Source organism: Hylemonella sp. P2_B10 (genome assembly GCF_056404875.1).
In genome coordinates, this window is record NZ_JBFUDE010000001.1 from 316,376 (window position 1) to 329,528 (window position 13,153).

Below are 13,153 nucleotides of genomic sequence, written 5' to 3' on the forward strand. Positions count from 1 at the left end.
ACGCATGAGCACATTGCAGATCGGCTTGGCAGTGGCGGGTGGCCTGGTATTGGCCGCTGTGGTGGCGCATGGCGCCTGGACGTCGCGCAAGAACGCGCCCCGCCAGGCTGACCCTGATGGCCCCGACACCGTGCCGGCCGGTCCCGTGGAGCCCAGCATGCAGGGCGCAGGGTTGGGCGACGAACCGCCAGGTTTGCACATTCCCGCGCCGAAGAAAGAGCTGGCGCTGGACGCGTTGATCGACTCCATCGCCCCGGTGGCGCTGGAGACGCCGGTGTCCGGTGACGCCGCGCTGGCCGCCTTGCCGCCGACGCGGCGCGCCGGCAGCAAGCCGTTCCTGATCGAGGGCCTGAACCTGAAGACTTCGCAGTGGGAGCCGCCCGTCGCCGGCCAGCGCTACAGCGCCTTCCAAGCCGGCGTGCAGTTGGCCAACCGGGCTGGCGCGCTCAACGAGATCGAGTTTTCCGAGTTCGTGATGAAGGCGCAGGCGTTTTGCGACGCCGTCAACGGCGCCCCCGAGTTTCCCGAGATGCTGGACGAGGTGGCGCGCGCGCGCGAACTGGACCAGTTTGCCGGCGCGCACGACGCCCAACTCAGCTTCACGCTGCGTGCCCGCAATGCCGCCTGGAGCCCCGGCTATGTGCAGCAAAATGCCGCACGCCTGGGCTTTGTGGCCGGCGTGATCCCTGGGCGCATGGTGCTGCCGGCCAGTGTGGCCGGTGCGCCGCCGGTGCTGGGCCTGGCGTTTGATTCGTCGGCCGCGCTGGCCGAGGACCCGGCACAGTCGGCCATACGCGAGGTCAACCTCAGCCTGGACGTGCCCCAGGTCGGCCGTGAGGAGCAGCCTTTCGTGCGCATGCGCGAAGCCGCACTGGCGCTGGCCGCCACCATGGACGGCATCATCAGCGACGACAACGGCAGCCAGCTGATGGCCGACACGCTGGACCAGATAGGTGCCGAGCTGGAAACCCTGTACGACACGCTGCAAGACCGCGAGCTGGCCGTGGGCTCGCCGTTGGCGCGGCGGCTGTTCTCCTGAGGAGGCCGCATGGCCGACAACCAACAAGCTGATCCGAAGGCGGTGGCGGAACTGCACCGCCTGCTGCACCGCTACGCCCACGCCTACTACACGCTCGATGCGCCCGAGGTGCCGGACGCCGAGTACGACCGGCTGTTCCGTCAACTGCAAGCCATTGAAGAGGCCCACCCCGAACTGCGCACCCCAGACTCGCCCACGCTGCGGGTGGGCGGCAAACCCCTGGACCAGTTTGCCCCGGTGCGCCATGCGGTGCCCATGCTGAGCATTCGCACCGAGACCGACACCGAGGCCAGCGGCGCCCACAATTTCGATGCGCGCGTGCGCCGTGAGTTGAAACTGGCGGAGGACCAGCCGCCAGTGGCCTACGTGGCAGAACTGAAGTTTGACGGCCTGGCCATGAGCCTGCGCTACCTGGACGGCGTGCTGGTGCAGGCCGCCACCCGCGGCGACGGCGAGACCGGCGAGGACGTGACGCAGAACATACGCACCATCAACCAGATTCCACTGAAACTGACCGGCGACGCACCCGCCGTGCTGGAAGTGCGCGGCGAGGTCTACATGCGGCGTGACGCCTTCGAGGCCATGAACGACAAGCAGCGCGAGAAGGGCGACAAGACTTTCGTCAACCCGCGCAACGCTGCTGCCGGTGCGGTGCGCCAGCTGGACCCGGCCATCACCGCCAGCCGGCCGCTGAGCTTCTTCGCCTACGCCCTGGGCGACCTGTCCGCACCGACCGATGGCAAGCCGCTGTTCGACACCCAATGGGACATGCTGCAACAGTTCCGCGCCTGGGGTTTCCCGGTGTCCTCATTGGCCGAAGTGGTGCAGGGCGGCGATGGGTTGGTGGCCTACCACCAGCGCATAGGCCAGCAGCGCGACCAGTTGCCGTTCGACATCGACGGCGTGGTCTACAAGGTCAACAGTCTGGCGCTGCAAAAACAGCTGGGCTTCGTCACCCGCGAGCCGCGCTGGGCGGTGGCGCACAAGTACCCGGCGCAGGAGCAGTTGACCACGGTGCACGCCATCGAAATCCAGGTTGGCCGCACCGGCAAGCTGACGCCGGTGGCCAAGCTGGCACCGGTGTTTGTCGGCGGCGTCACGGTGACCAACGCCACGCTGCACAACGAGGACGAGGCCCGCCGCAAGGACGTGCGCGTGGGCGACACGGTGATCGTGCGCCGTGCCGGCGACGTGATCCCCGAGGTGGTGGGGGTGTTGTTGGACAAGCGCCAGGGCGACCCGCCTGTCTTCACCATGCCCACGCACTGCCCGGTATGCGGTTCGGAAGCCGTGCGCGAGGAGGGCGAGGTCGATCACCGCTGCTCTGGCGGGCTGTTTTGCAGTGCGCAGCGCAAGCAGGCCATGCTGCACTTCGCACAGCGTCGCGCGGTGGAGGTCGAGGGCCTGGGCGACAAGCTGGTGGAGCAGTTGGTGGACAGCGGCGTGGTCCGCACGCTGCCGGACTTGTACAAGCTGGGCCTGACCAGCCTGGCCGCGCTGGACCGCATGGCCGAGAAATCGGCACAAAACATTGTCGATGCGCTGGAAAAATCCAAGAGCACCACGCTGCCGCGCTTCCTGTTCGGCTTGGGCGTTCGCCACGTCGGCGAAGCCACGGCGAAGGAATTTGCCCGGCATTTCGGTGGCCTGGACGCCATCATGACGGCCTCGGTCGACCAACTGTTGCAGGTGCCCGACGTCGGCCCGGTGGTGGCGCAAAGCGTGCACACCTTCTTCCAGCAGCCACACAACCTCGAGGTGGTGGAGCAATTGCGCGCCTGCGGCGTGCACTGGCAGGAAGGCGCACCCGCCATCAGCACACCGCAACCGCTGCTGGGCAAGACGCTGGTGGTGACCGGCACGCTGCCCACTTTGAGCCGCGACGAGGCCAAGGACCTGATAGAAGCCGCTGGCGGCAAGGTGGCCGGCTCGGTCAGCAAGAAGACCCACTATGTGGTGGCCGGTGCCGAGGCGGGCAGCAAGCTGGACAAGGCGCAGGAGTTGGGGATTACGGTGCTGGATGAGGCAGGCCTGCGGGCGCTGATCGAGGCAGGCGGGTAACGCCTCGCCGGGCCCGCCATGCCCGGCTTTCATCGAAGCCAGGGTTGGCACCAATGGCCGCTGGCTGTGCGGCCGAATACATTCGGTGCGCAGAACCTAACAAAGCGAGCATCTGCAGCCGTTGCTGCTCAGGGAGGAGAGATCAAATTGGCAAACACCGACAAAGTCACCATCGCGGCGCTGACATCACCGCCCATCTGGAACCCCAACGCCGCCGCAAACTGGTGCCTTCTCTTCACGCCAGCGTTCGGGGCCTACCTGCATGCACTCAATTGGCGCGCCTTGGATGAGCCTGAAAAGGCCGCGGCGTCGCTGCGGTGGTTCTATGCCGGCATCGGACTGTTGGTGTTTTATGTCGCTGCGGCGGTCGTGTTCAACGATAAGTTGTCCGATGTGCTCACGCGCCTGGTTGGCTTCGTTTTCCTGCTCACTTGGTATTTCACAAGCGCCCGCACGCAAGCTAAATACGTCAAACAGAAATTCGGTTCCGAATACAACCGCAGACCTTGGGGCAAGGCGCTGGGCTTGGCCGTGGCCAGTCTCCTGGCTTACTTTGCCTTCGCCATTGTCGTCGGGGTGGCGGCGGCGCTGGTGGCCTGAATCCACCCGGCCATGGCCCGTTTCCTGGGCTAGACTCCTGCTCCCCCCTGGCATCCTGCACCGCACCGAATGACACGCAAATTCCGCTTGGCTGTCGGCCCGTTTCTGGCGGGGTTGGTGGCTTGCGCAGGGCCCGCCGCGGCCGCATCGCCAACCTGCCCGTCCGCTCCCATCAAGGTGGCGCTCTATGAGGTTGGGCTGTATTACAAGAAGGGGGTCGGCCTGGACAAAGATCTGGTCGACGAGTTGCAGCGCCGCAGTAAATGCGTCTTCACTGTGGTTGTCATGCCACGCGCACGGATATTCAAGGAGATGGAAGCCGGGCGGATCGACGTCGCAACATCGGTGCTGGAAACGCCTGAGCGCACCAGGGTCATGTGGATTACCCCCTACATTCAGCTCCGTTACTACGCCATTGTGGGCGCGGGTGTCCCCCAGGACGTGCATTCCATGGATGACTTCTTGAAGTCCCCCACCAAGCTGCAATGGAGTACGGTGCGCAGTTTTTCCTATGGGCCTTATTTCGACCCGTTGCTGAAGTCTCTGGCCGACGCGCGGCGGGTGCATGAGGTGACCGACTCGGGCATCAGTTACAAGATGCTGGCGGCACAGCGTGTTGCGGGCACGCTGGCCACGCCCATGGTCTACCACGCCGATCTGGCTGAGCACGGATTGACCGACAAGGTTCGGGTTGAAGTGTGGGACCCGCACATGAAGCCCATCCCCCGGGGCCTGGGTTTTTCGCGGCAGACTTTCTCGGAGGCGCAAGCCGGCGAATGGACCAAGTTGGTCGACATGATGAACCGGGACGGTACGATGAAGCGGCTGATCGGCAAATACTTGCCGCCGCAAGAAGCCGCCGACGCGGTTTTCAAACCCTGAACGCCAGCGCTTCAGCTGGCTGACCAGGGCTGGTGGTGAAAGGCGTAGCGCCCCAGTTCGCGCGTGCCGCCGGGTTCCACCGCCAACAGCGTCACCCGCATGGTCACCGCCGGGAACTGCCGCACCTGGGTCAACCTGGAAAAATACAGCACCTCCCCCGTGGCGGGGTCAAAAGGCACATCTTCCATGGTGTGGTGAACACCGGGCTGCAGCGACAATTCAGCGCGCACGTCCAGCCGGCTCACGCCTTGCAGCGGCGCCTGCAGGCGTGAGAGCAGCAGTTGGTCATCCGGCGTCACGGTGCAGTTGACGCTGCCGTTGTGCGGCAGGCTGTATTCCCGTATGCGCAGGCCCATGCCGGCCAGGCGCCGCACGAAGTCGCTGCTGGTGACCATGGCCACCTCACCGGACTGCAAGGCCGCACGCATGCCCTCACCCAGCGCAAGCACCTCGTCCAGCAACTGGCCGCAGGCGTCGCACTGCATCAGGTGTTCATCCACCGCATCGGTGGTGGCCGGGTCGGTCTCGTGCAGCCAGTAGGCCAGCAGCGCATCCAGCGGCAAATGGCTCTGCGCGGCGCTCATGCGGCCCTCCGGCCTGGCTCCACGCAGCGGCGCAGCTTGTCAATGCCCCGGTGGCGTATCACCCGCACGTTGCCCGCCGTCAGGCCTAGCTGCGTGGCCACCGCGTCGGCGGTCTGGTCGTCGTAGAAGCTCATCACCAGCACCGCGCGTTCGCGCTCGGGTAGGCGTTCCAGGCAGTCCGCCACGCGCTGGTGGTCCAGCCGGGGCGCCAGCGCGGCGTGGTCGGCCAGGTACAGTACTTCGCCATAGCGCTGCAGCAGGTCCTCGCGCCGGTAGGCGGTGCGGCGCAGGTCCAGCACCGTCATGCGGCAGGCGCCCAGCACGAAGGACATCACGCGCTCGGGCTCGCGCAGCTGGCCGGCGCGCAACTGTTCTATGGTCAGCGTCATCACCTGCTGCATCAGGTCGGCGGCAGCGTCGGCGTCGCGCAGATGCCGCAGGCCGTAGCGTCGCGCGCGCGGGGCCAGCAGACGGTACAGCTCGGCCTCGGCCTCCCTGGCTTGGCCCGGTTGCGCGGCCGCAATGCAGCGGGCGGCCCGCACTTCGGGGCCTTCTTCCACCGGGAAGCTGGCTGGCGCATCCATGCGGCAAGGATACAACAGCGGCCTGCAAAAAAATACCTGTAACGCACCGCGTGTTGGTGCCACTACCTGCGGCTAGTCACTTGTCCTGGCATTTGTTTTGTCACTTTCAATCAAGGAGAAAGCGTGATCACCAATTCCGAAACCGGCACCAATATTCAGGAGATCGCCAATGGCATCTACCGCATCAACACACCCGTCAGCCTGCCGGACGGCCTGGCGTTCAGCTTCAACCAGTACCTGCTGGTGGACGACGAGCCGCTGCTGTTCCACACCGGGCCGCGCCAGCTGTTTCCGCTGGTCAGCCAGGCCATGGTCGCCGTGATGCCGTTGGCGCGGCTGCGCTACGTGGGCCTGTCGCACACCGAGGCCGACGAATGCGGTTCCATGAACCAGTTTCTGGCCCTGGCGCCACAGGCTGTGCCGCTGTGCAGCCAGATCGCTGCCATGGTGTCCATCAACGACCTGGCGGACCGGCCGGCGCGCGCGCTGGCCGACGGCGAGCGCCTGTCTTTGGGCCAGCACACGGTGCAGTGGTTTGACACGCCGCACGTGCCCCACGGCTGGGACTGCGGCCTGCTGATGGATACCTCCACCGGCACCTTCTTTTGCGGCGACCTGTTCACCCAGCCGGGTTTTGGCGAGCAGGCGCTGGTGGAAAGCGACATCCTGGGCCCCAGCGAGGCCTTCCGCCAGCCCATGGACTACTTCGCGCATGCGCCGCAGACGGCAGCCATCCTGCAGCGGCTGGCGGCCCAGAAGCCCGGCACGCTGGCCTGCATGCACGGCAGCGCCTGGCGCGGTGACGGCGCGATGCTGCTGCGCCACCTGGGCGAGGTGGTTGCCACAGGCGGGTGATGCCACCAACCCCTAGAATTGGCGCATGACCGTTCGTGACATCCTGAAAATGGGCGACCCGCGCCTGCTGCGCGTGGCCCAGCCGGTAACGCAATTCGATACGCCCGAACTGCACCACCTGATTGGCGACATGGTGGACACCATGGTGGCCGCTAATGGCGCCGGGCTGGCGGCGCCGCAGATCGGCGTGGACCTGCAACTGGTGATCTTTGGCACCGACGCACCCAACCCGCGCTACCCCGACGCACCGGTGGTGCCGCGCACCATCCTGCTGAACCCGGTGATCACGCCGCTGAAGCTGGATGACAGCCAGAACGGTTTCCCCGAAGAGGAAGACTGGGAAGGCTGCCTGTCGGTGCCCGGCATGCGCGGTGTGGTGCCGCGCTGGGCGCGCATACGCTACAGCGGCTTCGACCCCTATGGCGACCCGCTGGAGCGCACGGTGGAGGGTTTCCACGCCCGTGTGGTGCAGCACGAGTGCGACCACCTGATGGGCAAGCTGTACCCGATGCGCGTGCGCGATTTCAGCAAGTTTGGCTTCACCGAGGTGCTGTTTCCAGGCCTGGACCCGGCGCAGGATGACTGACATGCGCCGTGTGTTTCTGGTGCCTGCATTGTTGGCAGGCTTGGCGCTGGCAGGCTGCGCCGGTGTGGCCAACAGCCAGCCTCAACGGCCTCAAGTGGCTGCGCCGTTGCGTGCCGAGCCGCTGGCCGAGGTGGACAGTGCCATCCAGACCATCATTGCCGAGCACAAGATGCCCGGCGCTGTGTTCCGCATGGGCCACGGTGGCCAGAGCTACGAAAAGGCCTATGGCCGCTTCACCTATGAGGCGGACGGCACCGTTGACACGCCCGACACGCTGTTCGACGCCGCTTCGCTGACCAAGGTGCTGGCGACCGCGCCGTCGGTCTTGATCCTGGCGCAAGAGGGCAAGCTGGATGTGGACGCACCCCTGGTGCGCTACTTCCCTGACTGCGCCAACGGCGGCAAGGAAACCATCACGCTGCGTCACCTGCTGACGCACACCTCCGGCCTGCCAGCCAGCCTGCCGGCCAAGCCGGCCTGGCAGGGTGCTGCCATGGCCCGCACCCTGGCCTGTCAACAGGTGGTGACGAACCCACCGGGCACGCTGTTCCGTTACTCGGATATCAACTATGTGCTGCTGGGCCTGCTGGTGCAGCAGGTCTCCGGCCTGCCGCTGAATGAGTTCGCGCAGCAGCGCATCTTCACGCCGCTGAAGATGGCGGACACCGGCTTTCTGCCGCTGCGCCGCTTTCCAGCCGCACGCATCGCGCCGACGCAGAAGGCACCGGATGGCGCCAACAAGACGCTGCACGACGACCTGGCCCCCGGCCAGGCGCTGCAAGGCGTGGTGCACGACCCGACAGCCCGCCGCATGGACGGCGTGGGCGGCTCAGCGGGGGTGTTCACCACCGTGCGTGACCTGGCGCGCTATGCGCAGATGCTGGTCAACGGCGGCGAGCTGGACGGCGTGCGGGTGCTGAGCGCCGACAGCATGAAGCTGTTCACCACCGTGCAGTCACCCGCCATCGTGCCAGCCCGTCGTGGCATGGGCATGGACATCGACACCGCGTATTCGCGCCCGCGCGGCACCGTGTTCCCGCTGGGCAGCTATGGCCACACCGGCTTCACCGGCTGCATCCTGTGGGTGGACCCGTTCTCGAAGACCTACTACGTCTTCCTGTCCAACCGTGTGTATCCGCAGGACGGCACCAACATCCTGCCGCTGTATGTCAAGCTGGGCACGCTGACGGCACAAGCGGTCAGCGACTTTGACTTCCGCAAGGTGGAGGGCGCGCTGGCGCCTTTGCCACCGCCCGTGCCACCGGCCAAATAGCCTTTGCGTCGGTCAAAACCGGGGCCAAGCGTATAGTCGGGCCACCGATCACCAACGCGTGCAGCACGCAGGAGTTTTCCGCATGCCGCACCGCGCCCCGGCCCCGTCGCCGGGCTACCTGACCAAGACCGAGACCATTGCCACGCTGGGTGCCGACCTGCAGGTGCGTTCGCTGCTGGACCGCCAGCAGTTCCATGACCCCTTGAACGTGGCCGAGCGTGCCGGCATTTTCGAGGCCCAATGGCCCCTGTTCGGCCTGGTATGGCCATCCGGCCTGGTGCTGGCGGACAGCATGCTGACGCACGCGTTGGCTGGCAAGCGCATCCTGGAGTTGGGCTGCGGTCTCGCGCTGGCCAGCCTGGTGGTGCAGCGGCGCGGTGGCGACATCACCGCCAGCGACCGCCACCCGCTGACAGAGGCCTTCCTGCTGGAAAACCTGCGGCTCAACCGCATGGGCCCGTTGAAGTACGAAACCGGCGACTGGGCCTGCACCACCGATCTGCTGGGCAAGTTCGACCTGATCATTGGCAGCGACGTGCTGTATGACCGCAGCCTTCCTGGCCTGTTGTCCGGTTTCATCGACCGGCACTCATGTGACGTGGTGGAGGTGCTGATCGTGGACCCGAACCGGGGCAACCGCGCCAGCTTCAACCGAAAGATGGACGTGCTGGGCTATTCACGCAGCCACGTCAGCCTGAGCGAGCTGCCACAGAGCGGCGAACCCTACAAGGGCCGGCTGCTGAGCTACCGGCGGGACAGTCGGTCGGATTGATCGCTCGTTGCCGGCACAGAATGACTGCTTTGCGGTCTGCCGATGCCGCTGGTGCGCGTGACTCCGCGAATGTCCCCCGGCCCTGCGGGCCTCCTCCTTGATTTCGCTGCGTCACGCGCCCCAGCGACATCGGGTYAATTGGCACGCGCTGTGCTGGAATGCCCGCACGCCAGCCACGTTCGCAAGATCAAGACGTCATGGCACTCTGCGCAGCGGCATCAAGGAGGAGGCCCGTAGGGCCGGGGGACAGCCGCGGAGCGGAGTGCCGTGGCGGCCTGATCAACGCCAACCGACGGCGAGCGCAGCAACTCAAACAGCCAGCGCTTCGAGCAGTTCCGTCTCGATCTCGATCTGCGCCCGGTTGTGCTGCAGTTCGGGCCCGTGGATCAGGAAGGTGTCGTCCACCCGCTCGCCCAGCGTCGCCACCTTGGCCAGTTGCAGCGTGACCTTGTGGCGCGCCAGCACCAGCGCCACGCGGTACAGCAGGCCCACGCGGTCGCTGGCCGAGATGTTCAGCAGCCAGCGCTGTGCCTTTTCGTCGGGCCGCAGGATGATGCGCGGCGCGATGGGGAAGCTCTTGACCCGGCGCGACACCCGGCCCCGGCTGGGCGGCGGCAACGGACCGGCGGTCTCTATCACCCGGCTCAACTCGGACTCCACCATGCTGGTGAATTCGCGGTAATGGTCGGGCAGGGCGCTGGTGGTGATCTGGAAAGTGTCCAGCGCGTAGCCGTTGCTGGCGGTGTGGATCTTGGCGTCCTGGATGCTGAAGCCGCACTGGTCGAAATAGCCGCAGATACGGGCAAACAGGTCACTCTGGTCCGGCGTGTACACCAGCACCTGCAGGCCGTCGCCCACTGGCGACAGGCGGGCACGCACAATGGTCTTGCCGGCGCCCACGTGGCGTGACAGCTGCTTGGCGTGCCAGGCGATGTCGGCGGCATCGTGGCGCATGAAGTAGCCCACATCCAGCGTGTCCCACAGCGTCTTGTGGGCCTCAAAAGGCATGGCGTACAGCGCCATCAGCACCAGCGCTTCGCGCTTGCGCGCCTCCACCTCAGCGTCCGGGTCCGGGGCGCCGCCGCCCAGGGCACGGCGCGCCAGCCGGTACAGGTCTTCCAGCAGCTTGCCCTTCCAGGCATTCCACACCTTGGGCGAGGTGCCGCGTATGTCGGCCACCGTCAGCAGGTACAAGGCCGTCAGGTTGCGCTCATTGCCCACCTTGTCGGCAAACGCCTTGATGGTGGCTGGATCGCTCAGGTCGGCCTTTTGCGCCACCCGGCTCATGGTCAAGTGCTCGCTCACCAGGAACTCGATCACCTGCTCATCTTCGCGGTCCAGCCCGTGCTGGCGGCAAAAGCGCCGCACATCGCGCGCGCCCAACTCGGAATGGTCGCCGCCACGGCCCTTGGCGATGTCGTGGAACAGCGCGGCCACATACAGCACATAGGGCTTGTCCCAACCGGCGGCCAGTTGCGAGCAGAACGGGTACTCGTGCGCATGCTCGACGATGAAGAAGCGCCGGATGTTGCGCAACACCATCAGGATGTGCTGGTCCACTGTGTAGACGTGGAACAGGTCGTGCTGCATCTGCCCGACGATGCGGCGGAACACCCACAGGTAGCGGCCCAGCACCGAGGTCTGGTTCATCAGCCGCAGCGCATGGGTGATGCCCTCGCGCTCCATCAGCATCTGGCGGAAGGTGGCGTGGTTGACCGGGTCGTTGCGGAACTTGGCGTCCATCAGGTGGCGTGCGTTGTACAGCGCCCGCAAGGTGCGCGCCGACAAGCCCTTGACGCCCACCGTGGTCTGGTAGATCAGGAAGGTTTCCAGGATGGCGTGCGGGTGCTGGCGGTACAGGTCGTCGCTGGCCACCTCGATCATGCCGGCCTTGTTGCTGAAACGCTCGTTGATGGGCTGCGGCGCGTGGGTGGAGGGGTTGAGCTTTTCCTCGATGTTCAGCAGCAGGATCTGGTTGAGCTGCGTCACCGCCTTGGCGGCCCAGTAGTAGCGGCGCATCAGCGCCTCGCTGGCGCGGATCAGGCCGCGCTTGGCGCCGGGTGTGGCACCGTCGGCGGCGCGTTTGGAGGCGCCGCCAACCCCCGAGGTGACGTAGCCGAAGGACTCGGCCACCGCCGTCTGCAGGTCGAACACCAGCCGGTCCTCGCGCCGCTGCGCGATCAGGTGCAGCCGCGCACGAATGAGGCGCAGCAGCGCTTCGTTGGCCTTGATCTGCTTGACCTCGAACGGCGTCGCCAGGCCATTGGCCGCCAGCTCGTCCCAATTGCGGCCGAAACCCGCCGCGCGCGCCACCCACAGGATGACCTGCAGGTCGCGCAGGCCGCCGGGCGACTCCTTGCAGTTGGGCTCCAGCGAGTAGGGCGTGTCTTCGAACTTGTTGTGGCGCTGGCGCAGCTCCAGCGTCTTGGCGACGAAGAACGCCTGGGCGTCCATGTGGGCCTCGTACTGCTCGTGAAAGCTGGCGAACAATTTGGCGTTGCCGGTGACCAGCCGCGACTCCAGCAGCGAGGTCTGCACCGTCACGTCCTTGTCGGACTCGCTCAGGCACTCCGACACCGTGCGCACGCTGGAGCCGATTTCCAGCCCGGCGTCCCAGCAACTGCCGATGAAGGATTCGATGCGCGCCGTCAGCACCGCGTCCTGGTCGGGCGATTCGCCGTCGGGCAGCAACAGCAACACGTCAACGTCGGAGTAGGGGAACAGCTCTTCGCGGCCGAAGCCGCCCACCGCCAGCAGCGCGTAGGACTTGCCGAAACCGGCCTGCGCCCACAGCGTGCGCAGCGTGTCGTCAGCCAGGCGCGACAGCTTGTGCAGCGCCTGCAGCACCCCGCGCGTGGAGGCGCCACTGTTGGCAATGTGGCCCAGCAGGTCGGCCTTGGCTGCGCGATACTGGCCGCGCAAGACCTGTAAATCTTTCATCACCGCGCTCAGGGCCGCGCTCCCGTTGTCAGGCGCCAGCCGTGACGAAGGCCGGCACCGGCGGGCTGCCGGCTGACAGCGTCAGCACCTCGTAGCCGGTCTCGGTGACCAGCACGGTGTGCTCCCACTGGGCGGACAGCGAGTGGTCCTTGGTGACGATGGTCCAGCCATCGCCCATTTCCTTGATGTCGCGCTTGCCGGCGTTGATCATGGGTTCGATGGTGAAGGTCATGCCCACCTTCAGCTCGTCCAGCGTGCCGGGCTTGCCGTAGTGCAGCACCTGGGGCTCCTCGTGGAAAACCTGGCCGATGCCATGGCCGCAGAACTCGCGCACGATGGAAAAGCCGTTGCTTTCGGCAAACTTTTGGATCGCCCAGCCAATGTCGCCCAGGTGCAGGCCAGGTTTGACCACCTTGATGCCGTGCCACATGGCCTCGTAGGTGAGGTTGCACAGGCGCTTGGCGGCGATGGAAGCGTCGCCGACGATGAACATGCGGCTGGTGTCGCCGTGCCAGCCGTCCTTGATGACGGTGACGTCGATGTTGACGATGTCGCCCTTCTTCAGCGCCTTGTCATTGGGGATGCCGTGGCACACCTGGTGGTTGATGGAGGTGCAGATGGACTTGGGGTAGGGCCGGTAGCCGGCCGGCGCGTAGTTCAGCGGCGCCGGCACGGCGCCTTGCACCTGCGTGATGTAGTCGTGCGCCAGCTTGTCCAGCTCGTTGGTGGTGACACCGGGTTTCACGTGCGGCGTCAGGTAGTCCAGCACTTCCGAGGCCAGCCGGCCGGCAATCCGCATGCCCGCCACGCCTTGCTCGTCTTTGTAGGTAATCGTCATGGCCGCAATTATCCCATCGCGGCCTAGGGCCTTGCAGCCGGGTGGTTTTGGCGCGGGGTGCGAATACCTGCTGGCCACATGGGTTGGCTGAGATCAGGCCGCCACGGCACTCCGCTCCGCGGCTGTCCCCCGGCCTGCG

The 13,153-nt window shown here is 66.2% G+C and carries 12 protein-coding genes; 8 read left to right on the forward strand and 4 right to left on the reverse strand.

What is annotated here, in order from left to right:
* Window positions 1-4: 4 nt before the first annotated feature.
* From AC1DX2_RS01505 to AC1DX2_RS01520, 4 genes are all read left to right on the forward strand, one after another.
* The gene (locus AC1DX2_RS01505; RefSeq protein ID WP_477194510.1) at window positions 5-1,039 is read left to right on the forward strand and encodes a cell division protein FtsZ; all 1,035 of its coding nucleotides are present in this window, start codon (window positions 5-7) and stop codon (window positions 1,037-1,039) included.
* A 9-nt stretch (window positions 1,040-1,048) separates the two neighbouring features.
* A complete protein-coding gene (gene ligA, locus AC1DX2_RS01510) occupies window positions 1,049-3,100 on the forward strand; it encodes an NAD-dependent DNA ligase LigA (protein WP_477194511.1) in 2,052 nt (683 codons plus the stop codon).
* 147 nt (window positions 3,101-3,247) lie between these two features.
* Entirely contained in the window at window positions 3,248-3,700 is a 453-nt protein-coding gene (locus AC1DX2_RS01515) for a hypothetical protein (protein ID WP_477194512.1), read from the forward strand.
* A gap of 69 nt (window positions 3,701-3,769) precedes the next feature.
* Window positions 3,770-4,582: a substrate-binding periplasmic protein gene (locus tag AC1DX2_RS01520; RefSeq protein WP_477194513.1), complete on the forward strand. Its 813-nt coding sequence runs from the start codon at window positions 3,770-3,772 to the stop codon at window positions 4,580-4,582.
* A gap of 11 nt (window positions 4,583-4,593) precedes the next feature.
* Here AC1DX2_RS01520 and AC1DX2_RS01525 read toward each other — a convergent pair whose 3' ends face one another.
* Complete coding sequence (locus AC1DX2_RS01525) at window positions 4,594-5,166, reverse strand: zf-HC2 domain-containing protein (protein WP_477194514.1); 573 nt, start codon at window positions 5,164-5,166, stop codon at window positions 4,594-4,596.
* Window positions 5,163-5,750 carry an RNA polymerase sigma factor gene (locus tag AC1DX2_RS01530; protein WP_477194515.1) on the reverse strand — a complete coding sequence of 196 codons (588 nt, stop codon included), beginning with the start codon at window positions 5,748-5,750 and terminating at the stop codon, window positions 5,163-5,165. The genes AC1DX2_RS01525 and AC1DX2_RS01530 overlap by 4 nt, the downstream gene beginning before the upstream one ends.
* Before the next feature lie 123 nt (window positions 5,751-5,873).
* On the opposite strand from AC1DX2_RS01530, the gene AC1DX2_RS01535 reads away from it, so the two are divergent.
* From AC1DX2_RS01535 to AC1DX2_RS01550, 4 genes are all read left to right on the forward strand, one after another.
* Window positions 5,874-6,605 carry an oxygen-binding di-iron domain-containing protein gene (locus tag AC1DX2_RS01535; RefSeq protein ID WP_477194516.1) on the forward strand — a complete coding sequence of 244 codons (732 nt, stop codon included), beginning with the start codon at window positions 5,874-5,876 and terminating at the stop codon, window positions 6,603-6,605.
* A 25-nt stretch (window positions 6,606-6,630) separates the two neighbouring features.
* Entirely contained in the window at window positions 6,631-7,191 is a 561-nt protein-coding gene (gene def / locus AC1DX2_RS01540; protein WP_477194517.1) for a peptide deformylase, read from the forward strand.
* Window position 7,192: 1 nt separating this feature from the next.
* Window positions 7,193-8,464: a serine hydrolase domain-containing protein gene (locus AC1DX2_RS01545; RefSeq protein WP_477194518.1), complete on the forward strand. Its 1,272-nt coding sequence runs from the start codon at window positions 7,193-7,195 to the stop codon at window positions 8,462-8,464.
* A gap of 82 nt (window positions 8,465-8,546) precedes the next feature.
* A complete protein-coding gene (locus AC1DX2_RS01550; RefSeq protein WP_477194519.1) occupies window positions 8,547-9,236 on the forward strand; it encodes a class I SAM-dependent methyltransferase in 690 nt (229 codons plus the stop codon).
* Window positions 9,237-9,545: 309 nt separating this feature from the next.
* On the opposite strand, the gene AC1DX2_RS01555 is transcribed toward AC1DX2_RS01550, so the two are convergent.
* Together AC1DX2_RS01555 and map are read right to left on the reverse strand one after the other, a co-directional pair.
* Window positions 9,546-12,176 (reverse strand): [protein-PII] uridylyltransferase, encoded by a 2,631-nt coding sequence (locus AC1DX2_RS01555; protein ID WP_477194520.1) that lies wholly within the window; start codon window positions 12,174-12,176, stop codon window positions 9,546-9,548.
* A 28-nt stretch (window positions 12,177-12,204) separates the two neighbouring features.
* Window positions 12,205-13,014 (reverse strand): type I methionyl aminopeptidase, encoded by an 810-nt coding sequence (map, locus tag AC1DX2_RS01560; RefSeq protein ID WP_477194521.1) that lies wholly within the window; start codon window positions 13,012-13,014, stop codon window positions 12,205-12,207.
* Window positions 13,015-13,153: the final 139 nt, after the last annotated feature.